A 26,885-nucleotide genomic window follows, 5' to 3' on the forward strand; every position below is an offset into this window, starting at 1 on the left:
ATTTAACTAAGTTAGTTTATCGGTTGTATGCGTAAAAAGTTTAATAGCTTATTGTCAATATTTGTCGATAAAGCAATAATAATTATATAATCATACGATTTGCTTGCGTGAATGTGATAAAATAGGAGAGATAGTCTGGCTTATTCGTGCGAATGTATGAACAAGCTGAGAGGAACCCATTTCGTAATGATTGTTACTATTTTGCCAACAGAAAGCAGGGAAGCGTATGACCCCATTTGTCCATTTGCATGTGCATAGTGAATACAGTCTGCTTGACGGGGCTGCGCGTATTCATGATCTGGTCAGTCAGGCGGCAGCGGCAGGCATGAGCTCGCTCGCCTTGACAGATCATGGCGTCATGTATGGAGCGATCCCTTTTTATAAAGCATGTTTGCAACACGGTATGAAGCCGATTATCGGCTGTGAAGTGTATTACACCGCCGGTTCACGCCGCGAAAAGGCAGCGCGCAAAGATCAGCCGATTCACCATCTGCTGTTGCTCGCCAAAAATGAAACCGGCTACCGCAATTTGATGAAGCTGTGCTCGATCGGGCATTTGGAAGGTTTTCACTATAAGCCTCGTATTGATGGGGATGCATTGCGTCAATATCATGAGGGCATTATTTGTTTGAGCGCGTGTTTGGGCGGTGAGATTCCGCAGCATTTGCTGCATGGTGAGCCGGAGCTGGCGAAGCAGGCGGCACAGCGGTATGTGGATATTTTCGGTGCGGATTTTTATATCGAACTACAAGATCACGGTCTGGCGGAGCAAAAAAAAGTCACTCCGCAATTAATCGCATTGGCACGCGAGCTGAACATACCGCTTGTCGCTACGAATGATGTACATTATTTGAGCGAAGACGATGCCAAAACGCAAGATGTGCTCATCTGTATCGGCACCGGTAAAACGGTCGATGATGAAAGTCGGCTGCGCATTCCGACCAATCAGCTGTATTTGAAAAATGGCGAGCAGATGGCGACGTTGTTCCGTCATGTGCCAGAAGCGATTCACAATACGGTACGTATCGCGGAGCAATGTCAACTGACGATTCCGCTCGGTCAATCGCTACTGCCTTCGTATCATCCGCTGCCGGATGGGTTAAACGCGGAGCGGTATTTGGAGCAGCTTTGCCGTGAAGGGTTGGAGCGCCGTTATAGTAAAGGTAAGCTGTGGCATGATGCGGAGGAACGAGGCAAGCTGGAGGAGCGGCTAGCTTATGAGTTGTCGGTCATTGGCAGTATGGGCTTTGCCGATTATTTTTTGATCGTATGGGATTTTATGAGCTTTGCGCATCGTGCCCGTATAACGACCGGGCCGGGTCGTGGCTCGTCGGCAGGCAGCTTGGTCGCCTATGTACTAGGGATTACGAATGTCGATCCGATTCGCTACAAACTGTTGTTTGAACGTTTTTTGAATCCGGATCGGGTGTCGATGCCGGATATCGATATCGATTTTAGCGATTTGCGCCGGGATGAGATGATCGATTATGTCGTATCCAAATATGGACGGGATCGTGTCGCTCAAATTATTACGTTTGGTACGCTGGCTGCGCGGGCAGCGGTACGTGATGTCGGACGCGCACTCGCTGTGCCTTACGCCGATACCGATCGCGCTGCCAAGCTTATTCCCGCTCAGATCGGTGTGACGATTCGCCGTGCGTTGGAGCAGGTGCCGGAGCTGCGTGAACGTTATGAAAAGTCCGGTACGGTGCGCGAATTAATCAATACCGCGATCAAAGTTGAAGGGATGCCGCGTCACGCTTCTACCCATGCTGCCGGTGTAGTCATTTCCAGCGGCCCGCTTACCGATGTAGTACCGCTGCAAGAAGGTAGCGAACATGCGGTGTTAACCCAGTATGCGATGGAAAGTTTGGAAGCGATTGGCATGCTGAAAATGGACTTTCTCGGTTTGCGCACATTGTCGATTATCGAGCGCTGTCTGGAATGGATTAAGGAGCAGACGGGTGAAACGATCGATTGGGATCGTGTGTCGTACGATGATCCGCTTACGTATCATATGCTTAGTCAAGGCGATACGATGGGCGTGTTCCAGTTGGAGTCGGTCGGCATACGACGTGTGCTGCGCGATCTAAAACCGAGTGAATTTGAAGATATCGTCTCGGTTAATGCGCTCTATCGTCCAGGCCCGATGGATTTCATTCCACGTTATATCGATGGCAAACACGGACGGGCAGTCGTCGAGTATCCGCATCCCGATTTGCAACCGATTTTGCAAGATACGTACGGCATTATCGTATATCAGGAGCAAATTATGCAAATCGCTTCTCTGATGGCAGGTTTTTCGCTTGGTGAAGCCGATTTGCTGCGCCGTGCGGTGTCGAAGAAAAAGCGCGAAGTGCTGGATCAGGAGCGTGAGCATTTTGTGAGCGGCAGTTTGCAGCTTGGTTATACTGAGCAGGATGCGAATGCGGTATACGATATGATCGTTCGTTTTGCCGATTACGGTTTCCCGCGCGCACATGCGACCGCATATGGTGTGCTGGCGTTTCAGACCGCTTATTTAAAAGCGCATTATCCGGTGCAGTTTATCGCTTCGATGTTGACCGCGGTAATGGGTACGCATCGTAAAGTAGCAGAGTATGTGCTGGAATGTCAGCGGATCGGCGTAGAGGTATTGCCGCCGGATATTCATTTGAGCGGGGTTAACTTTACGCCGGTGCTGGATGAAGCATCCGTAGTTCGGGCTGCGCGAAACGCAGAGCAGGCTGAGCAAGACAGCGTACACGACGCAAATGAGCTGATGAGTGATATGGAGCAGGTTGATTTGCCAACTGAACAGTTAGCCGCAACGCCATCTATACCCGCACAAGTGACAGCAACGAAGCAAGCGAACAATGGCGAACTGCGCCTTGATCAAGATGGCGGTCATATTCGCTTCGGTCTAGGCGCTGTCAAAAATGTCGGTACACAGGCGATTAACAGTATTATTAAAGAGCGGCAGGAACGTCCATTTGACAGTCTGGTCGACTTTTGCCGACGCGTTGATCCGAAGGCGTGCAACAAACGGGTGATCGAGTCGCTCATTCAAGCAGGCGCCTTTGACAGCTTGCCTGGGCATCGTGCACAATTGCTGCAAATGCTGGACGAAACGATGAAAGAAGCGGCAAAATGGCGCAAGGAACGCGAGGAGCTGCAAATCGAAATGTTCGATTTCGATCTGGGCGAGCAGCCGAACTGGGACGTATCGTATCCGGATGTGCCGCCATTTACGGCAGGCGAGCAATTGGAATTTGAGCGCGAGCTGTTGGGGCTGTATTTATCCGGTCATCCGCTTGATGATTATGAGGCAGCGATCGAGCAATCCGGTCTGTCACGACTGATGAACTTGCACGAAGCGGCGGATGATACGCTTGTAGCGGTTGCCGGTATGGTCGTTTCCTTGAAGGCGATTACGACCAAGCAGGGCAAGTCGATGGCATTTATGGAGCTGGAAGACCAGATTGAGAAATGCGAAGTGGTCATGTTTCCGGAAATTTGGCGCAAATGCCGCGAGCTGGTCGACAAAGGGGTACTGCTAATCGTACGCGGACGTTTGCAGCAAGAAGACGAAAGCTTTAAGCTGCTAGCAGAAGAAGTGGTGCCGCTTACCCTATCCACGGCGACCGAAATGGCGGCAAAGGTAGAGCAGCGCGCCCAAGCGTTACGCAGCAAAAAAGCCGCTACGAGCGAGCTGGATCATGCGCCAGCAACGGCAGCGCGTACATCGACCCGTACCGCCACCAATACGCGTACACGCTCTGCTGGCGGAGCGGTCACCAATACAGACACAGGCACACAAACCGAATCGATTCCAGTAGCAGAGCGTACACCAAAGCAGCATGTGTACATCAAAATTACCCGCGAAGCACAACAGGCTGGACGGCTGGAGCAACTAAAACAGCTGCTGGCAGATCATCCGGGTCAGCTCGGTACGATGTTATTTTATGAAGAAAGCCAGAAGCTGCTCGATCTGAGCGAAAGTTACCGTATTAAGCCATCGCCGGGTTTGTTTAGCGCGATGGAGGACATGCTTGGCACAGGCACGGTACGGGTAAAATAAATGCAAAACCGCTGGATAGCCGACTTCTGACGACCGTATAGTAGCACAACGTTAGCATAATACGGGTCGCAAGGATCATGTACAGCTGTAATAAACTCGTTTTACATCTATTCCCTTTAAATGAAATCGATTCACCTGTTTACCGCTACAGGTGGATCGATTTATTGTGTTGTCTCTTTGTTGCGGCAAAAAAGTGTGGTATGGTATCATTATCCCATTATGCGGGCTTACGGTGTCTGGTATTGTTATCCCTGATCATCTGCCAGCAGACAGGTCCGGATGAAGTCCGGTTATACACGTTATTGATCTGATCGCGCATACGCGCTAACAGAATCACACACTAATCATGCAGCAAACGCACATTGATAAACCGGGGAATAAGTATACGTCTGAAGAGGTGTCGTTGTGTTTAGAGATTTATTCCAAAAGAAAAAAAAATATGCGACCATTCCTTCACAACGTTGGAGCAATGAGACCGCATCAGATGAGCAGCCGCAGGAACGCCCGAAACGCGAAATTCCCGAAGGCTTAATGAACAAGTGCAGCAAATGCGGCACGATTCATTACAGCAAAGAGCTTGAAAAGAACTTGAAAGTATGCAGCAATTGCGGCTACCATATGCGGCTCAATGCGATTGAACGAATCGTAATGACCGTAGATGAAGGCAAATTTACCGAGATGGATGCGGGCATGGAATCGACCGATCCGCTGAACTTCCCGGGCTATGCGCAAAAGCTGGAGCAGCAAAAAATGAACTCCGGTCTGCGCGACGCGGTCATTACCGGTCAGGGCGAAATCGATGGTCATCCGGTCATGCTCGCGGTGATGAGCTTTGACTTTTTTAGCGGCAGCATGGGCTCGGTTGTTGGTGAGAAAATTACCCGTGCAATCGAAGCGGCTGACGAACGCGGTTTGCCGATCATCATGTTCTCGACTTCAGGTGGAGCACGGATGCAGGAAAGTATTATCAGCCTGATGCAAATGGCGAAAACAAGCGCTGCGCTTGCGCGCTATCAGGAAAACGGCGGACTGTACATATCCGTCATTACCGATCCGACGATGGGTGGTGTATCCGCCAGCTTTGCGATGCTGGGCGATATTATTATCGCTGAGCCGGGCGCATTGTTTGGCTTTGCCGGACGAATCGTGATCGAGCAGACGATCCGTCAAAAGCTGCCGGACAACTTCCAGACTGCCGAGTTCAATCTGGAACACGGACAGCTTGATATGGTTACACATCGTAAAGATATGAGGTCTATGCTAGGCGATCTGCTGGACTATCATACGGGAAAAGGGGGATTTTAAGTGGCAGGAGAGATGCCTTTTGAAATGCCTCTCGTTGAATTGCGCAAAAAAATCGACGAGCTAAAGCAGTTTAGTCAAGATAAAGAAATTGATTTTACAGATGAAATCAACCGTCTGGAAGAACGTTATCGTCAGATGGAAGGTGAAATTTATACGAATATTAGCGCCGCTCAGAAAATGCATCTGGCACGCAATCAGCAGCGTCCAACGACGCTTGACCTGATCCCGCTAATTTTCACCGATTTTATCGAGCTGCACGGCGACCGCATGTATGGTGACGATCTTGCTATTGTAGGCGGTCTTGCGCGTTTGGAAGGCAAACCAGTAACGATTATCGGTCATCAGCGCGGTAAAGATACGAAGGATAATATCGCTCGTTTCTTCGGCAGCCCGCATCCGGAAGGATTCCGCAAATCGCTCCGTCTGATGAAGCAAGCGGAGAAATTCGGTCGTCCGATTGTTACATTTATTGATACCAAAGGTGCGTATCCGGGTAATACAGCAGAGGAGCGCGGTCAGTCTGAAGCGATCGCCCGTAATTTGTGGGAGATGGCGAAGCTGCGCGTGCCGGTCGTTTGTGTCGTAATCGGTGAAGGTGGTAGCGGTGGTGCGCTGGCGATTGGTGTCGGCAACCGCGTGCTGATGCTGGAACATGCGATTTATTCCGTCATTTCTCCCAACGGTGCAGCTTCCATTCTATGGAAAGATGCGTCCAAGGCAGATCAAGCGGCGGAAGCGATGAAAATTACCGCCAATGATTTGCTGGACATGCAAATTATCGAAGGGATTGTCCCAGAGCCACAAGGCGGAGCGCATAAAGATTACGAAGCGACTGGTACTGCCATCAAGCAGGAGTTGCTTGTGCATTTGCAACAACTTGCCACAATGGATGCGGACACGCTCGTACAAGATCGTTACGACAAATTCCGTAAAATTGGCGAATTTGTAGAAAAACAAGTTCCGACCAGCTACGGAACGCCAGATCAACAGGAACAAGGCACAGAGGCGACGACAGCGCAACCCGCAGTCGCTGATGAAGACAGTGAGCATCTGTCTTCGGTTACGAACGCTTTCCATAACAGTGACTCGACAGACGCTTTGCCACATTAAGTGTATGATCGAACACAGCGTGTAATCTCGATGCCGTCCATGCCTCCCGGCAGGGAAGGTCATGGACGGTATTGGTGCGTTTGGGAGGATATGGATGATGAAGCGAAAGCGGGCTAAATATTGTCCATCTTCTGTATACAAATGTGCAAATTTGTAGTAAATTTAATTGTTGGAGCCTGTTTGCTGTGAGGCGGCAGGTTATGTTGGAAAACAAACAATAGAGAGACCTTGAAAACGGAGGCAATCAATTATGCGTAAAACGAAGATTGTATGTACGATCGGCCCGGCAAGTGAGTCCCTGGAAAACACTAAGAAGCTGATTATGGCAGGTATGAACGTAGCCCGTCTGAACTTCTCTCACGGTGATTTCGAAGAACACGGCAACCGTATCAAAAACATTAAACAGGCAAGCCAGGAACTAGGCAAAACGGTAGCGATTTTGCTCGATACAAAAGGACCGGAAATCCGTATCGGCAAGCTTAAAGAGGAGCCAATCGACCTGGTGCAAGATGAGTACATCACGCTGACTACCGAAGAAATTTTGGGCGACCAGCATCGTCTGACTGTATCGTACCAAGAGCTGCCAAGCGACGTTGAAGTAGGTTCCACGATTCTGATCGATGACGGTCTGATCGGACTGAGCGTTGTACAGATACAAGGTACAGAGATCAAGTGCCGTATTGTAAATGGCGGACAGATCAAAGGTCGTAAAGGCGTTAACGTACCGGGCGTAAACATCTCCCTGCCAGGCATTACGGAAAAAGATGCAAACGACATTATTTTCGGTATTGAGCAGGGTGTTGACTTCATCGCTGCCTCGTTCGTGCGCAAAGCAAGCGATGTATTGGAAATTCGCGAGCTGCTGGAACAAAAAGGCGCAAAACATGTTCAAATCATTTCCAAAATCGAAAACCAGCAAGGCGTAGACAATCTGGAAGAAATTCTGGAAGCGTCTGACGGTCTGATGGTAGCCCGTGGTGACCTCGGCGTTGAAATTCCGGCTGAGCAAGTGCCACTGGTACAAAAACAAATGATCGAAAAATGTAACCGTGCCGGCAAACCGGTTATCACGGCTACACAAATGCTCGATTCTATGCAACGCAACCCGCGTCCGACTCGTGCGGAAGCAAGTGACGTAGCTAACGCGATCTTCGACGGCACCGATGCGATCATGCTGTCCGGTGAAACAGCTGCTGGTAAATATCCGGTAGAATCCGTGCTGACGATGGCTCGTATCGCTGAAAAAGCTGAATCCGCACTGAACTATCGCGAAATTTTCCTAAAACAAAGCCATGCACAACAAACGACGGTAACGGAAGCGATTAGTCAATCGGTAGCAAGTTGCGCGATGGACCTGAACGCAACCGCGATCATTTCCTCCACCGAGTCCGGTCATACCGCTCGCGTTGTGGCGAAATATCGTCCGCAAGCACCAATCATCGCCGTAACGACGAACGAGCAAACGATGCGTCGTCTGTCGCTGGCATGGGGCGTGCACCCGGTTAAAGGTACACAAGCTCATTCTACAGATGAGCTGTTCAACGTAGCTCTGCAAGGTGGTAAAGATTCCGGTTTGCTCAAAGACGGCGATCTCGTTGTAATTACAGCAGGTATCCCACTGGGTAAATCCGGTTCAACTAACCTGATCAAAGTAGCACAAATGTCCTCGAACTAAGCGCGGACAGCGTGTCCTATAGCACCAGCAAAAAAGCAGTGGCATTGTCCATTGCTTTTTTGCTTATGTCAGAAACGAAATGTATGCCAATACGTACACATAATATTAGCTACAGAAGCAGGGGGAATAGAAGATGGGTACACAACTGAATTTGCCTAGTCATTGGCATGGTATCGCCTTCCGGGTACGTTATCAGGAAAATGACCCGATGGGTGTTGTTTATCATACGAACTATTTGAACTGGTTTGAGCTGGGACGAACGGAGATGATTCGTGATCTCGGATTCCGCTATCGCGATATGGAACAAGCAGGCGTATTGCTGCCGCTGATTGACGCTTCTTTATCATATGGTCGTCCGGCTCGTTACGATGATCGGGTAGCGGTGTATACACGAATTGTCAATTTCTCGCGTCTGCGCATCGATTACGAATATCGGATTCATTTGCTAAACGATGCCGATCAAACGGTCGGTGATGCATCGGCTACAAGCGGACGTCGATTGTTTACACACGAACAGGAGCTGCCGGGCGAGCCGCTTACGAGCGGGTCTACACGGCATGTGTGGGTAAACCGCGAATTCGCTCCGATCCGGCTTGATAAAGTGTTGCCATCGCTGTATGATGCACTTGTACGGTCTTTGCAGGACTAGAGAGGAGAGCTATCGTTTGAAAAAATGGATTGTTGCCTTCATTATCGTTGTGCCACTACTGGAGTGGTACGTATTTTTGCAAATGATTCAATGGATCGGTGGCTGGAATACGCTGCTGCTGCTTATAGTTACATCGTTAATCGGAGTTGTGATGATGCGCTTTGAAGGTCGCAAAGTGCTGGAAGATACACGTGCATTGATCAATGCCAATCAACCGCCAGGTCGCAAAATGCTTGACGGGTTATGCGTATTTATCGGTGGTATTATGCTCGTCCTGCCCGGCTTTGTGCTTGATGTGGTCGGCTTCACACTCGTCTTCCCATTAACACGTCCGCTCTACCGCAATCTGCTGCTAAAATGGATTGAAAAACGGATGAAAAATGGCTCAATCACGATTTATCGCCCATGATCCAAACAAAAAAGCCTTTCATCGTAACCGACGCGTAGTTTACACGTTTGGAGGCGATGGAAGGTTTTATTTGTTTTGTACATGTAGGCAAACAGGTCTGCTGCTCCGTGCATATCCTTTAGCGCACTTTACCATTCACAATATAATTACGCAGGTCGCGGAATACATTGGCACGGTTTAGCGCAGTCACGAGCACCAGTGTAACCGGTCCGATAATCAAACCGAGCGCACCGAACAGCTTCAGACCGACAAACATACTAATCAATGTTGCCAGTGGATCAAGCCCTACATTGCTGGCGAGAATTTTCGGTTCGATCATTTGCCGCACGATCAGTACGATTACATATACGACGCTCAGACCGATACCCAACCCTACATCGTTGCTCATCAGACTGTAAATCGCCCACGGCACCATCACGATGCCGACGCCCAAATACGGCAGCAGATCAACCAATCCGATCAATAGACCGATCAGCAAGGCGGACGGCACTTGCAAAATAAACAGACCGACGATCACGATCAAGCCGGTAATCGAAATCAGAATCACCTGTGTTTTAATATAGCCAAATAGCGCTTTTTGCAAATCGCTCCAAATCGCGGCTGCCGGTTGCCGAATGTTGGACGGAAACCAGCCGGATACCATCCGATTATGGCGTTCCCAGCTATTGCTAATGAAAAATGCCGACAATACAACGACGACCATAATCCAGGCAAAGTTGGGCAAAGCGGTCAAAAAATTGAGCACATAATTCAAAATGCTCGTCACGATGTTGCTGACCATGCCGGTTAAATTTTGTGTCGTTTGGTTCAGATTGTCATTGAGCGGACCTTGTGGCTGTCCTTGCTGTAAAAAGGAATTGATCTGATCGATAATGGACTGGATACGATCATTTTTAGTCCAGCCGACAAACATAGTGCGCCAGCTATCGATATGATCGTTAAACAAATCCATTAATGAGATCGTTTCCTGTACAAGTCGTGTAATGAGCAGCGACAAAATCGTAATCACACCGCCAAAATAGACGAGTAGTGAGAGCGAAACAGCGAGCCAGCGCGGAAAATGGAGTCGTTTTTGCAGCAATCGTACGAGCGGATTCATCGCATACGCGAACAACCAGGCAAGCAAAAGTGGATAAAGCAGCGGAAACAGATAACGAACGCCAACGATCGTTAACACAACAACGACCAACACCGCTATTCCGCGCAAAATCCGTCCACGAATGATCGGATTCAAATCATCTGTACTCCTTTCGGTATATCCGTATTGCCAACTGACACTAAGACCATACTACAGGTCTACATGAACATCAACATTATGTAATACGGTTCATAGTATGAGTTAAACGAGCGGACAGACATTTGAAACGAGTGAGCGAAGCAGGCGGATGATCGCTCCGGCTGTTGTATAGCGGTCGCTAGTTATAACGCCGATGTATCGCTGCTGTGCGGGCTATTTATCATTTTTTTTAAACTGGAAAATAGAATTAAAATCGATCAGTAATATACAATAATATTAATTATTTAGATTTAATTCCGATATTATACAGTGGTGGTTGGAGCAGCAATTCAAATAAGAGAGGAATTGTGATCCGTATGATGATAAATCAAAGCGTTACAACAAGTTTGCTGTTTGTGATGGTTATAGTATTGTTAGTTGGCTCTGTCATGCCTTCCCAGGCAAAGGCGGCAACGAATGACGCCGTGCAAAATATGATATTTGCGATCCCTGCCAATACATTTTGTGATCAATCGCATCTGGTGGAGTTATCGCTAAATATTACTAATCTGAGCAACACCGAGCAAACGATCAAACTGGAATTGTTAAAAGCGGATGGAAGCGCAGTTACGAATGCAGGCACAGCATACAATGGCATCAAATCCGATCTGATGCCAGGTTTTAATGTCAAAGTGGCGGCAAGACATACCGGTACATACCATTTTACATTCGGTGGGCAAAGTAGCAATTGTGATGATCGTCCATTTGCTGGTGTATGGACGACGGCAGGAGCGGTTGAAGCGCAGCTGATTGCTTCCGGTTTTGTAAGCAGTTCGCTGTATAGCGTACCTGTGATCGTAAATGGCGGCATGGTGTGGAATATGGCGGCGCAGTCGGATACCGAAACATCGCCCACACCTGCACCAACGCCTGTACCGATCAACCAACCGGTAGACAGTTGCAGTGTAACGCCGACCGATTCGCTTATTCATGCGATGTCAGCCAATCAAGATGTGTACGGTATCGCCAGCTCTAGCAGCTATGATACCGCATGGAATACACAACCATTTCGCGCTTTTGACAATCGCTGCGCTCCATTTTCCACGCAAAATGGAGACATTAAAGGCTGGCTCGCCTATGAATTTAAACAAGCTAAAACGGTCACTTCGTATTCGCTGCAAATGAAACAAGGCGATAGCCAGTACGGTTTTGCCCAGTCGCCAAAAGCGTGGGTATTTGAAGCTTATGACGGCAAAGCATGGAAGACGCTAGATACACGCAGTGGAATTACGAATTGGACGACTAGCAAAGCGAATGTATATACGATCGACAACATAACAGCGTACAATAAATACCGTATTCGTTTTCTGGAAAACAATGGCGGCAATCTCGTATGCATTAGCGAAATGGGCATGATGGGCTATTGAACGAGTGCCTGGTGATGGGAATCATACTATTGCCGATGCCCTCAATTGCACCATTTGTAAATTCAGAATGAGACAATCTACTGGATGCCGGATAAAAGCCTGTTCTAGCCATGTTATAGTAAAGCGATCGAATAAGTTTAAGTATATTTATTCGATATAATGAATATTAAAACATAAGTACACGTATGCAATCGCTGACGTTTCAGCTAGCGTTTTCAGTCTAATTACAGCTATACGATTGCTTGCACAACGACCACCAACAGTTTAGCAGCGAATCGATCGTCATCCATTGAGCGATCGATTCGCTATTCTAATTGTCAAAACAGGCAAAAAGAAGGCGATAAAATGGTAAATTTTGCGCGCTATCACGGCGTTGCAAAGGTTTACAAAAAAAAGTTATCCTTGCGATAAAACATTTTGATATACTAACAATATCTACTTTTGTTCACAAGTCCGTCAAAATAAAGTATGATGGTATAAGGTTCTTGGAAGGTTAGTGGCAGGTGTAAGGTCCGGCGATGACAATTTAACCGAATTCCTGCATACAGTAATCTTCATTTTTTACCATTTTTAAAAATGTAACGGTTTTCATTTACAAATTGGACAAACTTCAAGAATCGTTCTGCAAAGGAGAGAAGAATATGACAGCTACCAAAGGTTTGGAAGGCGTTGTCGCTGCAAGCTCATCCATTAGCTCCATTGTTGATGGAGTTTTAACGTACCGTGGGTATGATATTGATGACCTGGCTGTAAACGCTAGCTTTGAGGAAGTCGCGTATTTACTCTGGTTTGGTAAGCTGCCAAATCAGAACGAGCTTGACCAGTTACAAAGCGATCTGGATAAATATGCAGTTTTGCCGGATGCACTTATCGAACAAATCAAACTGTACCCTAAACATATGAACACGATGGCTGCGCTGCGTAGTGCGGTATCCGCACTGGCACTGTACGATGATGGTGCCGATGAGATGAGCCTGGAAGCGAATCAGCAAAAGGCGATCAAGCTGCAAGCGCAATTGCCAGCGATCGTTGCAGCAATCGGACGTATTGGCGCCGGACAAGAGCCGGTTGCACCGCTGCAAGGTGTATCGATCGCTCACAATTTCCTCTATATGCTTACCGGACAAGAGCCGGATCAAGTTGCGGTCAAAGCGCTCGATCAGGCACTTGTTTTGCATGCCGATCACGAGCTGAACGCATCGACATTTGCCGCGCGTGTTACGGTAGCGACATTGTCGGACATTTATTCCGGCGTAACATCGGCAATTGGCGCACTCAAAGGCCCGCTGCACGGTGGTGCCAATGAAGCGGTTATGAAGATGTTGGAAGAAATCGGTTCGCCAGACAATCTGGAAACCTATATTCAATCCAAGCTCGATAACAAAGAAAAGATTATGGGTTTCGGTCACCGTGTATACAAAAACGGCGATCCGCGCGCCAAGCATCTGCAACAGATGTCCCGCGAACTGGGCGAGCTGAACAATGATCTGACTTTGTACAATATGAGCGTGCGCATCGAAGAAATCATTACCGAGCGTAAAGGTTTGAAGCCAAATGTTGATTTCTATTCCGCGTCCATGTACACGATGCTAGGCATTCCGCGTAATCTGTTTACGCCGATTTTTGCAATCAGCCGTGTGTCCGGATGGTCGGCTCACATTTTGGAGCAATATGAAAATAACCGCATTATCCGCCCGCGCGCTGAATATGTTGGTCCAATTGATCAAAAGTATAGCCCGGTCGAAACACGCTAATTTGGCGTGCCTGAAAATGGCTTTATTCGCAGCACAAGTAAATCCCGCTTTTCAATAACTTCCGGTGTCTGCTAAAATGAATACAACCGTTGTTTGCAGCGCATGTCAGTAATGTTGCTCACCTTATCGTAAGCAGCAAGCAGACTACATGGAGCCGGAACGCTGGATATTATCCGAGCGGAACGGCTTTGTGTGCGCATGTGTGCCTGAGCGTCAGGTGCATATATAACCCGCCTTCATTTTATTTATCGAAGCGGGTAGTATACGTATGCGCTTTCCTACATAGACGGGTTGTTTTTCCTGGCGACAGTGCAAGTTTGAACAGAACCGGGACACGATCGATTACAGAATGAATCTGAGGAGGAACTTCAATCATGCCGAACTTTGAAAAGTACGAATTGCCAACTGCTGGTGAGCAAATCACCATTACCGATGGAACACTTCAGGTGCCTAACAACCCGATCATCCCTTACATCGAGGGTGACGGAACAGGCCGCGACATTTGGAAAGCTTCCGTGCGCGTTCTGGATGCAGCTGTAGATAAAGCTTATGGCGGCTCCAAAAAGATTGCTTGGTACGAAGTATTCGCCGGTGAGAAAGCATTCAATACATACGGCGAATGGCTGCCAGCGGACACGCTGGAAGCGATCCGCGAGTACATCGTGGCGATCAAAGGCCCGCTGACTACGCCGATCGGTGGCGGTATTCGTTCCCTGAACGTTGCGCTGCGTCAAGAGCTTGACCTGTACGTATGTTTGCGTCCGGTACGTTATTTTGACGGCGTGCCTTCCCCTGTAAAACGTCCTGAGCTGGTTGACATGGTTATTTTCCGTGAAAACACAGAGGACATCTATGCAGGTATCGAGTATCAAGAAGGTACAGAAGAAGTGAAAAAAGTACTGGAATTTCTGAAAAACGAAATGGGCGTTAACAAAATCCGTTTCCCAGAAACTTCCGGTATCGGTATTAAGCCTGTATCCGAAGAAGGCTCCAAGCGTCTCGTGCGCGCAGCGGTACAATACGCGATCGACCATAACCGTAAGACGGTTACACTTGTACACAAAGGCAATATTATGAAATTTACCGAAGGCGCGTTCAAAAACTGGGGTTACGAAGTGGCTGAAGCTGAATTCGGCGACAACGTATTCACATGGGCGCAATACGATAAAATCAAAGACGAGCAAGGTACAGATGCTGCTAATGCTGCACAAAAAGCGGCTGAAGATGCTGGCAAAATCATCGTAAAAGATGCGATTGCTGATATCGCGCTGCAACAAGTATTGACTCGTCCAGCTGAATTCGATGTGATCGCAACGCTGAACTTGAACGGTGACTATTTGTCCGATGCACTGGCTGCACAAGTTGGCGGTATCGGTATCGCACCGGGCGCGAACATTAACTACGTAACAGGACACGCGATCTTTGAAGCGACTCATGGTACTGCACCAAAGTATGCGGACAAAGACGTGGTAAATCCAGGTTCCGTTATTTTGTCCGGCGTCATGATGCTGGAACATTTGGGCTGGCAAGAAGCGGCTGACCTGATCTACAAAGGTCTGGAAACGTCGATCAACAACAAAACCGTTACGTATGACTTTGCTCGTCTGATGGACGGAGCAACCGAAGTGAAATGCTCCGAGTTTGCCGATAAAGTAATCGAAAACATGTAGGAGGATGCTTCATGACAGCGATTAAGCGCAAAAAGATCACAATTGTGGGCGCCGGTTTTACCGGTGCGACGACAGCTTTGATGATAGCCCAGAAGGAACTTGGCGATGTAGTGCTGGTCGATATTCCGCAGCTCGAAAACCCAACCAAGGGAAAAGCGCTTGATATGCTGGAAGCAAGTCCGGTTCAAGGTTTCGACAGCCGGATTCGCGGTACAGCCGATTATGCGGATACCGCAGACTCACATATCGTCATCATTACGGCAGGTGTTGCCCGCAAACCGGGCATGAGCCGCGATGATCTGGTCAATACGAATGCAGGTATCGTGCGTGCAGTGTGTGAGCAGGTCAAGCAGCATTCACCGGAATCGATTGTCATTATTTTGAGTAATCCGGTTGATGCGATGACTTATGTAGCTTACGAAACACTTGGCTTCCCCAAAAATCGTGTAATCGGACAATCCGGTGTACTCGATACGGCACGCTATTGTACATTTATCGCTGAAGAACTGAATGTATCGGTTGAGGATGTACGCGGTTTTGTGCTGGGCGGTCATGGGGACGATATGGTTCCGTTGATTCGCTATTCCAGTGTCGGCGGCATTCCGATCAGTACGCTGATTGCGCCAGAGCGCTTGGATGAGATCGTACAGCGTACCCGTGTGGGCGGTGGCGAGATCGTCAATCTGCTCGGCAACGGCAGCGCTTATTATGCGCCTGCTGCGGCGTTAACTCAGATGACCGAAGCGATCCTAAAGGACAAAAAGCGTATTTTGCCGGTAATCGCCTACTTGGAAGGCGAATACGGTTATGATCAACTGTTCCTCGGCGTACCGGTCATTCTAGGCGGCGCTGGCATTGAGCGTATTTTCGAACTGGAGCTGACCGATGAAGAACAAGCCGCGTTGAACCAATCGGCTGACTCGGTACGCAGTGTGCTAGAAATCGTAACCCGTTAATTCGATGGATGTGCAAGGCAGTGATTGCCATGCAGCTACAAACTTGCAAACGATCAGCTTGTGCTTGTATTTCCACCGAAACGAACGTTAACGAACGCTGATCCAATACACTTTAAAGCCTCAAATTTTGCCGCTTTAGCGACAGGTTTGAGGCTTTTTGCTGTTAAGGTTACGATTCATATGTTTAGTGCTCGTTCGATACACTAGAAGCAGGGAGAAGGGAAAAGGGAGCAGATGGGATTTCAAATGCATGCACAATATTCATAAAAATAAACATAAACATAAACATAAACATAAACATAAACATAAACATAAACATAAACATAAACATAAACATGGAGCTTATACGATATTACGTTTTGGAGAGGGAAGTACATTGACCGAGATTGATTGGAGTTTTAAAACTGGATTAAGCTCTTATGGATGAGGATATCAGCACACAATCAAATTTGAAATTTAATTTGGTCAATGTACTAGCGGTTCGTTGAGCTATATTCCGTTATTCCGGTTGAAAGTAGTGACGATGTTAGCCTGCTGCTTGTTTGAATATGTTTGTTGCACGATGTATGGTATGTGCTGCTAAATTCGTCTAAAATGCACTTGGATAAATAACATTTACGATGCAACATCATTATCGGCAGCCTAAAGTCATTTGCAAAAATTGCTGCGTATATACAATAGCGGATTTTGGAAGGAGCTATATTTTTAATACCAGTTTGGTTAAAATAAGATTGCAGATGATCTTTTCTAAGCGTTTGTTGGGCAATGGTGAAGCCGTAGTCAACATTGCCGATCACGACAGGATGCACGGAAGATCAAAATCCAATCTGATGGGAGAGAAAGAATTTGGAACGTTTCCTCGTGTTTTTGCACATTTTGGGCGCTTTATCGACAGGCTTTTATATTTTGCTGCCGTTTATTGCTGCCAAGCTGCCGAGTTGGGATGGACAATCGCAGTCCGGTGCGATTTCTATCATTCGTGTCTTAAACCGTATTGCGCAGTTTGGACTCATCGTACAACTGCTAACTGGCGGTTATTTGATGACAAAGGGTACATATTCAATTGCCTGGATGGTAATCGTAGTCGTGCTATTGCTGGCGATCGCTGCATTGGGTGGCATTATGGGCAAGCCGCTGCGCCTTGCGTTAGCTAACATTGAGCAAAAGCAAGAGATCACTGTCTATACAGGCAAAATTCGTGCGCTTAGTATGGGTCTGGCGGTATGTTTGCTCATTATGGCGTTTTTTATGGTATATCGTCATATTATTTAAATGGGGCTGTTGGTAGCTCGTGTACTCTATAGGGGCTGCGCATTAAAGCTGAAGCTTGATTGATCCGCAAGCAAAATTAAAAACAGAAACAGTAAACAAGCCGCTGAGCGCTCGATCGAGTCTTAGCGGTTTGTTTAGTTAGGGGCACATATTTATGTTTTATGTAGGTATCGAGCAAACATATAGACATAGTACCTTGACGAGCTTAAATTCAATGTCTGATGGACTACATCGTATGAAAAAAACACTGGAATCGTAGCTTTAGTACATCTCTACTATACAACATCAAACTGCCTCTTGAACGCGGTCAGCCTAATAGTAGATTGTCTCAAGTAAAAACCGTGTTTGAACTTACCTTAACCTATTGATAATCAAGCGGTTGTTAGATCGGCATACTGTAAATGTACTTAACACAAGCTAATAGGCATACTACGTTGTTTAACGAACATCGGCTACGAATTCGCTACATTTTGTTTAAACGTAAAGGGTGTGTGGTAATAACGCAACGTAGTGAACTGGGAGACATTTTCCAGATCAAAGCATTCAGCTTGACTTCACAAGTATACTCATCACGTACTGAATGAAAGGAGAACTGAACATGTCCAGTAAACCACAAAGCGTACCTGCTCAAGATCAATCATTGCCAGGTCATGAGTCGCAAATGACGCCGCGTCCGCAGTTTAAAACGCCGGAATATAAGGCGGCAGGCAAGCTAGCAGGCAAAAGAGCGATCATTACCGGCGGAGATAGCGGGATCGGTCGTTCTGTTGCCGTGCATTTTGCCAAAGAAGGTGCAGACGTTGCGATCATTTATCGTGAGGAAGACAAAGATGCCGAGGAAACGAAACGTTATGTCGAAGCAGAAGGACGCAAATGCGTAGCGATTGCTGGTGATATCGGTGACGAAAGCTTTGCCCGTTCCGCCGTAGAACAGGCGGTACAAAGTCTCGGAGGACTGGATATCGTCGTCAACAATGCGGCTGAGCAACATGTGCAGCAATCGATCGAAGACATTTCGGCTGAACAGCTGGAACGAACATTCCGCTCGAATATTTTTGGTATGTTTTACATCACCAAGGCAGCGATGCCTCATTTAAAAGAAGGATCGACGATTATTAATACAACTTCGATCACCGCTTATCGCGGCAGTCCAACATTACTCGACTATTCATCGACCAAAGGCGCAATCGTTGCATTTACGCGTTCATTGTCGATGAATTTGGCAGAGAAAAGTATTCGCGTGAATGGCGTAGCACCAGGTCCCATCTGGACACCGCTCATTCCAGCTACATTCGATCCAGAGCGTGTCGAACAATTCGGACAATCCCAGCCACTTGGACGCCCAGGACAACCGGATGAAGTCGCACCAGCATACGTGTATCTGGCAAGCACGGATTCTTCGTACGTAACCGGGCAAATTATTCATGTAAACGGCGGCGAGGTTGTGAACGGTTAATTGATAGGAAGGCGGCTTGAAGCATATGTATAATGTTCTGTTGGTGCAGCGGATAGGGTAAAACGCTGAATGTGGATGGCGAGCTAGCGTTAATGACTCATAGCGGCAACACAATAGGGATGTGCAAATGCGGACGGTATGTTTTATTTAAAATATAGAAATAGAAAAAGAAAAAGAAAAAGAAAAAGAAGCCTACTTAAGGCTTCTTTTTGCGTGATTACAACCTATCATTTATGCACACGTTAAACTTTTCATGCTGCTAATACCCATTCTTTGCCTGATTATAAGCAGAATATGCTATCATAAAAGGCAATGATATTAAAATAAGTTGGTTACGGATTACGTTGTATCTGCCCATCCTTATCCAAGCGTATGGGCAAACATATGATGAGGCGAGCAGTGTATACGTATGCATATCCGCTCATCACCTCAAGAAAGGAACCCGTTATGAGACAAGCAATGGACACATTTACACGCTCGTTTGAAAAATATATGTTTGCGATTATCCCATGCACATTGCTGCTCGGTTTTGCATGGTCAAAGCCGTTGATCGCGTATACGCATTCGGTTCCGTATTTATTCGCCTATGTCACATTTGTAATGGGCATCGGCTGTGGACGAAAGCATGTGCAAGGAGTGCTCAAAAAGCCGTTACCCCTGTTGCTGACACTGCTGATGGCGCATATTGTTGCACCGCTGCTTGCCTATGAGCTAGGATTGCTGTTATTTGGAGCGGGCTCGCCGTATACGGTTGGGCTTGTGCTGTTTACCGCGATTCCGCTCGGTGTGTCGTCTGTGCTCTGGGTGAGCATGTCGTCCGGTAATGTGGCGCTTGCCTTGGCGCTCGTTATCGTCGATTCAGCGATCAGCCCGTTTGTCGTGCCAGGGTTGATCGAGCTGTTGTTCGGCACGAGCATTCATTTTGATACGCTGGGCATGATTCGTGATCTAATGCTCATTATCGTATTACCGACGCTACTCGGCATGGTCGTATATGAACTGTCTCGCGGTACATTTAAAACATGGTCGGCACCGGTCACATTGCCGCTATCCAAGCTTTGTTTTGCCGGTGTGGTGTTGTTAAACGCCGCTGCGATCGCGCCGCAGCTACATGCGCTCAAAGGTGATTTACCGGTCGTTATTCCTGCGGTGCTCATTACCGTTGCGCTTTGCTATGGACTCGGTTACGTCTGTTCTGGTATACTTCGCGCGAAAGGTCGTGAATTGCCGGTGACGCTGGCGTACACTTCCGGTATGCGCAACATATCGGTTGGCATCGTGATCGCGATGGGTTATTTTAGCCCACAAACCGCGGTTCCGGTCGTGCTGGGCATTATGTTGCAGCAGCCGATGGCAACGCTGCAATATTCTATTTTTCAGCGGATTGCGGCGTATCGGAAGGCACAACGACTGAAGCAAGCAAATTATATTAAAGGAGATTGACGCACTCGCATGAAACCGTTCCGCATTCGCCTGACTATCATTATGATGCTTTTGCTCGCTATGCTTGGCTTGGCGGCAGCCTTTACGATGGCGCATATTTACAAAAAATCGCATGAACAGACGTTGGAAGATAATATGCTGCGTGAAATTCGCCTGCTGGAAACGACATTTACGTTCCAGCCTGTAGGTAATCCGGATGAGACCCCTTCCAGCGAGGTGCTCAGCTATTATTCCCGTGCAGCGCAGGAAATTGGCAGACTGACCGATTCGCGTGTTACGTTTATTGAACAAGACGGAACGGTAATCGGTGACTCCGAAAGCGATCCGCGCACGATGAACAATCATGCGAACCGCGAAGAAATTGTTGCTGCGGCGCGCGATGGGGTAGGCAGTGCGGTTCGCTATAGCAACACATTGAAGGAAAATATGCTATATATCGCTGCACCTGTACACAAGCAAGGAGAATTTGACGGGTATATTCGTCTATCGATGAGCCTGGTAGCGGTAGAAGATGGCGTACGCAGCACATGGACGATTATGGGCATTAGTTTGCTCGTGCTATTTGTTATCGCTGCGCTCGTTAGCTATAGCGTCGCTGCGAGTCTGACCCGTCCGTTGGAACATATTACCCGTGTAGCAAATCGTATTTCCCGGCTTGATTATGGGGCAAGGGTGCGGCTTGACCGTAAAGATGAGATCGGTGAACTTGGTAAAGCGATCGATAATATGGCAGATAGCTTGGAAATGCAGCTTAAAGTTATTCGTGATAATGAAGATTTGCTGCAAAGCGTACTCGCCAATATGACCGGTGGGATGGTAATGGTCGATGACACTGGCAAAATCGCGCTCATTAACCGGTTCGCTGAAGAAATGCTCAGTATTAACTCCAAACGTATGATCGGCAAATCGTATCAGGAGCTAAAGCAACATTATGAGCTAAGCAAGCTGCTTGGCGAAGGGCTGCGGCGCAAAGAGCGTATTCATGATGAGCAAACATTGTACAATCCAGAGCCACGCTTAATCGAGATCGATGGTGTGCCGATGTTTGAGGACGATGATACGTATCGCGGGATGCTGTTTTTAATTCAGGACGTATCGAATATTCGCCGTCTCGAACGGATGCGTAGCGAATTTGTCGCCAACGTTTCGCATGAGCTAAAAACGCCGATTGCGGCGGTAAAAGGTTTTGCCGAGACGCTATTAAGCGGTGGTGTCAAAGACGAGCAGACCGCGCGTTCGTTTTTGCAAATTATTTATGATGAAAGTGAACGGCTTAATCGGCTGATTGGTGATATTTTGGAGCTATCCAAAATCGAATCCAAACGTTCGCCGCTAAATTTTTCACCGATTCATTTGCAGCCCTTTTTCGAGACGATTCGTGAAATGATTAACGCATCAGCAGCGAAGAAAAATATTACACTGCAAATGCATGTGCCGGAGGAACTATTTATGGAGGCAGATGAAGATCGGTTGCGCCAGATTTTTGTCAATCTGATCTCAAATGCGATAAACTATACACAAGATGGTGGTCAAGTGCGTTTGCACGTACGGGAGACGGTGTCCGAGCAGGGCGAAGAACGGATTTTGTTCGATGTGACCGATACCGGCATGGGTATTCCGCGTAAAGATTTGCCACGCATTTTTGAACGATTTTACCGGGTCGATAAAGCGCGTTCACGCAGTTCAGGCGGTACAGGGCTGGGACTATCGATCGTCAAGCATTTGGTGGAACTGCATCATGGTGTCGTTACGGTGGAAAGTGAAGTGAATATCGGTTCGACGTTTACGGTAAATTTACCGCTATTGCAAGCGGATGAGCCGGAAATGTAAGCTATTTTAATGAAGCGCTAACTGTTGGCTAATCAAATTCAGTATTTTTACACTCTCTTAACAAAATAGTGATATGCTGGTCACGGTGAAACAATTGTAAACCCGAGTGGAGGTTATCATGACTAAACGATTGCTAGTCATTGAAGATGAATCAACGTTGTCCCGACTGTTATCCTACAATCTGACCCAGGAAGGGTATGAGGTGACGGTAGAAGATCATGGCAGCGCCGGTTTGGAGCGTGCCCAGAGTGAGTCATTTGAGCTGATTTTGCTTGATCTGATGCTGCCCGGTATGTCGGGATTGGATATTTTACGCAAGCTGAGAAGTTCTGGCATTCGTACGCCAGTTGTTATTTTGACGGCGAAAAATGCGGAAGAAGAAGTGGTCGAAGGGCTTAAAGCTGGCGCGGATGATTATATTACGAAGCCATTTGGCGTATCCGAGCTGCTTGCTCGTGTCGCTGCGGTGTTGCGCCGTGCGACTGGACGTGAAGATCAGCCGACTGATGAAGATGTGCAGGAAAGCCGGATTGAGCTTGGCGATTTGATGATCTATCCGGACAAATATGAAGTGGCGCTGGGCAGTCAGCAAATTACACTGCGTCCGAAAGAATTTGAAGTGCTGCTCTATTTGGCACGCAAGCCTGGTGTCGTCATGACGCGCGATGATCTGATGAACGCGGTTTGGGGCTTTGATTATATCGGTGGTCAGCGTACGGTGGACGTGCATGTTAGCTCACTGCGCAAAAAGCTGGAACTTGATCCCGACTCGGTGCATATCGATTCGATTCGCGGTGTCGGTTATAAATTAGTTGTACGCAAAAAGGCAGGTGCTCCTCATTCCGGTTAACGGAGTGATGGGCATCTTTTTTTGTAGGTGCAGTGTTTACGAAAAAACGACTGGAAAATTTACTCATATTACATACATACGCAAAAAGCAGGCAGTTTATTTTACATTTAGAAAGTAATCTGTAAGAGTTAATAATGCCTAAGAACTAAGGAGTGGATACAATTGACTACTCAAGCGTTAAAAGAACGGGAACAAACACCAACTGCCACAGCTTCAGAACCGACGGTCACTGAACGACAGACAGTAGCTGCTAACCCTACCTATACACAGCCTACCAATTCCATGCAGCAACAAGCGCTTTCCCAAAATGTAAATGATAGTAATGTTGCACAAGTTGAACCGATGTCATCGACCGCCGTCTTAGAAAGCAGGCAACAACAGCAGCTAACTTCCGCTAACAGCAATGCTGACCAATCTGAATCTACGCAGCTGGATGATAGGCAAGCAGTGCAATATGATCCGCTCAAGGCGGAGCAGAAAAATAACAATGCTGCTCAGCCGACTTCTGCACCATTGACACTAACTGTCCCACCAGCGCCAGCGGTTGTACCGCCAACTAGCACGACTACAATAAATACAGACATACAGGCAAACAGGCTAAAAGAGGGCATAACCGTTACGGACAGCCCGCCTGCCACTGCTCTAACCGATCCAGACGGACAAATTAAAACGATCATTAATAGCAACACGACCAGCGCAGCTAGCTCAACCGCTAACCTTCATACGACGACAAAACCGGCTTCAAACGTACAAGTAAACCGCACCGTAACATCAACTATGGCTGTAAAACCGAGTACAACTGCAAGTTCATATGTCACAAATAAGCTTGATGTAGCCGTCAAAGCAACTCCAAGTGCACCAGTTCAGCCAGCTGCCCAATCGACAGTGCCAGTGAAACCGAGTACAACAGTCAAAGTCAGTGCATCGACTGAACGTACTTCAATCGGTAACACTACTCCGGCTGCACTAACTAAGCCTATTGTCCAATCGCACAGAGCGACGAAGACTGGGCTTATCGCTAAAGACGATGCACCTGTCCAAACTGCCGTATCCGCCAATCCAGCTTCGACGATGCCGACTCACCGAACTGCCCAATCGACCGTCACTGCAAAGCCCAGTATAGTGACACAGCCAAATTCGGTATCCAATCGCCTGAACACATTGCCGAACCGCTCAACCGCATCGGTTACGCCAACGATCACCAGTTCAACCGCTAGCACCGTTCCAAGCAAAATACCGAAATTGGATGCATCGTCTGGCACAAATAGCACAGCGACGACCAGCGCTAGTTCTACACGTATTGATCCATCCAAGCCAGCGTCTAACGTATCGTCTGTGACAACGCATAATCGTAACATACTAGGAACCGAATCTGCGCCAACCGCCAAGTCAGCGTCGTCATCTACGGCAATATCATCGTTGATGATTGCTCCGACCGCATCGTTTACGCGCAAAAGCGATCCGATGCAACAGCCGGCGACCGGAACATCCAAGTCATTACCAACGTTAACAAACACTGTTACTAGACCGACCACCGATGTGGCGAATTCGACTGCCCCTGAAGCGATCCCTGCTGCATCGGCTACTGCATGGCGAACAGAACGTCCAATCACGTCTCCATCTGTAGCAACGACGATCCAAGCTCAAGCTGTCACCAGCCAGTCAGCGCTAGCGACCGTACTTGCACCAGCAATCGAATCGGCACCATTAGCCGCTACCGTCTCGGTTGCTACATCGTGGACAGCTGAACGAGCACCAATCGCTGCGCCGCGTCCAGAATGTCAGCTGCGCCATTATTTGATCGTTGTGCCGCCTATTGGCGCTAATGAAACATGCGGTGAGACGCTACAACGTTTTCGCGATCAGCCGCAGCTGCCTTGCGTGACCGTTTGCAATGAACATAGTGAGCCGACCGGCTTAATTATGCGTGAGCAATTTTATCGGCGGATGGCGAGTCGGTTTGCGACCGAGCTGTATTATGGGCGTCATACGAGTCGTTTTAGCCAAAATGACCCACTCGTAATGAAGTTGACCGATCAACCGGCAGCTGTAGTTGATGCGGCACTGGCACGTGAAGGGGAATCTTTTTATGAATGTGTGCTGCTGACCGAAGCAGGCAAGCTGGCAGGTGTAATTACGATTCGCGATCTGATGGAGCTGTCGCGTCATCTGCAAGCTGATTCCGAGCAGCAGCGTGTGCAGTCGTTACAGGCATCCCATCGTTATGTGGAGCAGATCGGACAGGCGGTCAACATAGTGACTACTGCGGCAAATGAAACATCGCGTGAGCTAGTGCAAATTAAAGAACGCACGATCGCCGGTCATCATCAACTGGTGGAAGCGAACCAGCAGTTCAGACAGGCGCAACAGCTCGTGAACAATCAGCGCGTACAAGCGGAACATATGCTAGAGCATACGATACAAGCACGTAAAGTCGTTGACGATGTTGCCCAGCTTGCCGGACAGAGCAGCATGCTGGCGCTAAATGCATCGATTGAAGCGGCGCGTGCGCAGCAAGCTGGACGGGGCTTCGCGGTTGTTGCGTCGGAGATGCGACTGTTGGCAGAACGCATTTCCGGTATGTCGTCGGATATTGCGCGTCTGCTCGGCAGTCTGAATGAGATGATCGGACAATCTGCCGAATCGAGCCAACTGACCGAGCAGACGATGGATGAGAGCATGTTGCGCATTGCCGAGGCGGATCGTTTATTTGATGAGATGGCAGCGGCAGCTGATCATGCGTCAGTACAGGCGAATCATTTGCATGGAACAGCAGGAGAAGCGAATCGTCTGACGATGCTTGTTATGGATACGCTCCGACAGCAAGTACAGAGCAAGTCGGTGTTGCATTAATTTTTACATTGCCTTTACAATTCAAAAGCTCATGCTTTACAAATATCCCGTATGATCTATAGATGCAAGCCGCTATACGATGCGGCTACGTGTTGATGAATATAGAGAAATTCGGGGGAGTGTGACCTTGTGTCAGACATTATTCGTATCGAGCAACTGAATTTGTATTATGAGAAGCATCATGCTCTTAAAAATATCGGACTTTCCATCAAAGAAAAAGCGGTCACCGCCTTTATCGGGCCATCCGGCTGCGGCAAATCGACATTGCTGCGTACGTTGAACCGGATGAATGATATGATCCCTGGCACGCGCATCGAGGGCAAAGTGGAAATTGCCGGCGCGGATATTTACAGCGATGAAGTTGAAGTGGAAAATTTGCGGCAGCAGGTAGGGATGGTATTCCAACAGCCGAATCCGTTTCCGAAGTCGATTTTTGAAAATGTCGCCTATGGTCCACGTCTACATGGCGTCAAATCCAAATCGGAACTGGAAGCGATTGTGGAGCGCAGTCTGAAACAAGCTGCACTGTGGGAAGAAGTCAAAGACCATCTGAAAAAGTCGGCGTTTAGCCTTTCCGGCGGTCAGCAGCAGCGTCTTTGTATTGCTCGCGCGATTGCGGGACAACCGGACATTTTGCTAATGGACGAAGCTACGTCAGCGCTTGACCCGATCTCGACGTTGAAGATCGAAGAACTGACTCAGGATTTGAAAAAGGAATATACGATCGTAATGGTGACGCACAATATGCACCAGGCGGCACGTATTTCGGATCAAACCGCCTTTTTCCTGAACGGGGAAATCGTAGAAGCTACCGATACAACCGAAATATTTGCCAATCCGTCGGATGCCCGTACGGAAGATTATATTTCAGGACGTTTCGGCTGATCGCTCACACCTCATTTCCGCCACTACTGCCTACTCGCTTCACACAAGTTATCAGCCATAGGAGG

Annotated in this window: 18 protein-coding genes; 17 read left to right on the plus strand and 1 reads right to left on the minus strand. The window is 47.9% G+C overall.

Going from position 1 to position 26,885, the window contains the following annotated elements:
- Positions 1–226 precede the first annotated feature (226 nt).
- From U1I11_RS02155 to U1I11_RS02180, 6 genes are all read left to right on the plus strand, one after another.
- A complete protein-coding gene (locus tag U1I11_RS02155; RefSeq protein ID WP_322903413.1) occupies positions 227–4,060 on the plus strand; it encodes a DNA polymerase III subunit alpha in 3,834 nt (1,277 codons plus the stop codon).
- 405 nt (positions 4,061–4,465) lie between these two features.
- Complete coding sequence (gene accD / locus U1I11_RS02160; RefSeq protein WP_322903415.1) at positions 4,466–5,365, plus strand: acetyl-CoA carboxylase, carboxyltransferase subunit beta; 900 nt, start codon at positions 4,466–4,468, stop codon at positions 5,363–5,365.
- Positions 5,366–6,475 carry an acetyl-CoA carboxylase carboxyltransferase subunit alpha gene (locus tag U1I11_RS02165; protein ID WP_322903416.1) on the plus strand — a complete coding sequence of 370 codons (1,110 nt, stop codon included), beginning with the start codon at positions 5,366–5,368 and terminating at the stop codon, positions 6,473–6,475.
- Between the two features lie 250 nt (positions 6,476–6,725).
- Complete coding sequence (gene pyk / locus U1I11_RS02170) at positions 6,726–8,150, plus strand: pyruvate kinase (RefSeq protein ID WP_322903417.1); 1,425 nt, start codon at positions 6,726–6,728, stop codon at positions 8,148–8,150.
- Between the two features lie 133 nt (positions 8,151–8,283).
- Complete coding sequence (locus U1I11_RS02175) at positions 8,284–8,799, plus strand: acyl-CoA thioesterase (protein ID WP_322903419.1); 516 nt, start codon at positions 8,284–8,286, stop codon at positions 8,797–8,799.
- 16 nt (positions 8,800–8,815) lie between these two features.
- Positions 8,816–9,208, plus strand: coding sequence for an FxsA family protein (locus U1I11_RS02180; RefSeq protein ID WP_322903421.1), 393 nt, complete (start codon positions 8,816–8,818; stop codon positions 9,206–9,208).
- 118 nt (positions 9,209–9,326) lie between these two features.
- Here the strand turns inward: U1I11_RS02180 and ytvI are convergent, their stop codons facing one another.
- Positions 9,327–10,442: a sporulation integral membrane protein YtvI gene (ytvI, locus tag U1I11_RS02185; protein ID WP_322903423.1), complete on the minus strand. Its 1,116-nt coding sequence runs from the start codon at positions 10,440–10,442 to the stop codon at positions 9,327–9,329.
- A 359-nt stretch (positions 10,443–10,801) separates the two neighbouring features.
- Here ytvI and U1I11_RS02190 point away from each other — a divergent pair, with 359 nt between their 5' ends.
- The 11 genes from U1I11_RS02190 (at position 10,802) to pstB (ending at position 26,820) form a co-directional block, all read left to right on the plus strand.
- On the plus strand, positions 10,802–11,851 hold the full coding sequence (locus U1I11_RS02190) for a discoidin domain-containing protein (protein ID WP_322903424.1): 1,050 nt from the start codon (positions 10,802–10,804) through the stop codon (positions 11,849–11,851).
- Positions 11,852–12,492: 641 nt separating this feature from the next.
- A complete protein-coding gene (locus tag U1I11_RS02195) occupies positions 12,493–13,605 on the plus strand; it encodes a citrate/2-methylcitrate synthase (protein WP_322903426.1) in 1,113 nt (370 codons plus the stop codon).
- Between the two features lie 374 nt (positions 13,606–13,979).
- The gene (gene icd, locus U1I11_RS02200; protein ID WP_322903428.1) at positions 13,980–15,275 is read left to right on the plus strand and encodes an NADP-dependent isocitrate dehydrogenase; all 1,296 of its coding nucleotides are present in this window, start codon (positions 13,980–13,982) and stop codon (positions 15,273–15,275) included.
- 11 nt (positions 15,276–15,286) lie between these two features.
- Positions 15,287–16,231, plus strand: a complete 945-nt coding sequence (gene mdh / locus U1I11_RS02205; RefSeq protein ID WP_322903430.1) for a malate dehydrogenase — start codon at positions 15,287–15,289, stop codon at positions 16,229–16,231.
- An 846-nt stretch (positions 16,232–17,077) separates the two neighbouring features.
- Positions 17,078–17,503, plus strand: coding sequence for a hypothetical protein (locus tag U1I11_RS02210; protein ID WP_322903431.1), 426 nt, complete (start codon positions 17,078–17,080; stop codon positions 17,501–17,503).
- Between the two features lie 598 nt (positions 17,504–18,101).
- Positions 18,102–18,959, plus strand: a complete 858-nt coding sequence (locus U1I11_RS02215) for an SDR family oxidoreductase (protein WP_322903433.1) — start codon at positions 18,102–18,104, stop codon at positions 18,957–18,959.
- 447 nt (positions 18,960–19,406) lie between these two features.
- Positions 19,407–20,402, plus strand: coding sequence for a bile acid:sodium symporter family protein (locus U1I11_RS02220; protein ID WP_322903435.1), 996 nt, complete (start codon positions 19,407–19,409; stop codon positions 20,400–20,402).
- Between the two features lie 9 nt (positions 20,403–20,411).
- Positions 20,412–22,232, plus strand: a complete 1,821-nt coding sequence (gene pnpS / locus U1I11_RS02225) for a two-component system histidine kinase PnpS (protein WP_322903437.1) — start codon at positions 20,412–20,414, stop codon at positions 22,230–22,232.
- Between the two features lie 118 nt (positions 22,233–22,350).
- Entirely contained in the window at positions 22,351–23,082 is a 732-nt protein-coding gene (locus tag U1I11_RS02230) for a response regulator transcription factor (protein WP_322903439.1), read from the plus strand.
- Positions 23,083–23,244: 162 nt separating this feature from the next.
- Positions 23,245–25,935, plus strand: a complete 2,691-nt coding sequence (locus U1I11_RS02235; RefSeq protein WP_322903441.1) for a methyl-accepting chemotaxis protein — start codon at positions 23,245–23,247, stop codon at positions 25,933–25,935.
- 129 nt (positions 25,936–26,064) lie between these two features.
- Positions 26,065–26,820 carry a phosphate ABC transporter ATP-binding protein PstB gene (pstB, locus tag U1I11_RS02240; RefSeq protein WP_322903443.1) on the plus strand — a complete coding sequence of 252 codons (756 nt, stop codon included), beginning with the start codon at positions 26,065–26,067 and terminating at the stop codon, positions 26,818–26,820.
- The last annotated feature ends 65 nt before the right edge of the window (positions 26,821–26,885 follow it).

This window comes from Paenibacillus campi (genome assembly GCF_034659835.1).
Classification (GTDB): domain Bacteria; phylum Bacillota; class Bacilli; order Paenibacillales; family Paenibacillaceae; genus Saccharibacillus; species Saccharibacillus campi.

Excerpts from the sequence above, each read along its gene's own strand:
- U1I11_RS02155 (WP_322903413.1), top strand. The coding sequence starts at position 227 with ATGACCCCATTTGTCCATTTGCATGTGCATAGTGAATACAGTCTGCTT.
- icd (WP_322903428.1), top strand. The coding sequence starts at position 13,980 with ATGCCGAACTTTGAAAAGTACGAATTGCCAACTGCTGGTGAGCAAATC.
- pnpS (WP_322903437.1), top strand. The coding sequence starts at position 20,412 with ATGAAACCGTTCCGCATTCGCCTGACTATCATTATGATGCTTTTGCTC.
- pyk (WP_322903417.1), top strand. The coding sequence starts at position 6,726 with ATGCGTAAAACGAAGATTGTATGTACGATCGGCCCGGCAAGTGAGTCC.
- mdh (WP_322903430.1), top strand. The coding sequence starts at position 15,287 with ATGACAGCGATTAAGCGCAAAAAGATCACAATTGTGGGCGCCGGTTTT.
- U1I11_RS02220 (WP_322903435.1), top strand. The coding sequence starts at position 19,407 with ATGAGACAAGCAATGGACACATTTACACGCTCGTTTGAAAAATATATG.
- U1I11_RS02175 (WP_322903419.1), top strand. The coding sequence starts at position 8,284 with ATGGGTACACAACTGAATTTGCCTAGTCATTGGCATGGTATCGCCTTC.
- U1I11_RS02215 (WP_322903433.1), top strand. The coding sequence starts at position 18,102 with ATGTCCAGTAAACCACAAAGCGTACCTGCTCAAGATCAATCATTGCCA.
- U1I11_RS02190 (WP_322903424.1), top strand. The coding sequence starts at position 10,802 with ATGATGATAAATCAAAGCGTTACAACAAGTTTGCTGTTTGTGATGGTT.
- U1I11_RS02230 (WP_322903439.1), top strand. The coding sequence starts at position 22,351 with ATGACTAAACGATTGCTAGTCATTGAAGATGAATCAACGTTGTCCCGA.
- U1I11_RS02195 (WP_322903426.1), top strand. The coding sequence starts at position 12,493 with ATGACAGCTACCAAAGGTTTGGAAGGCGTTGTCGCTGCAAGCTCATCC.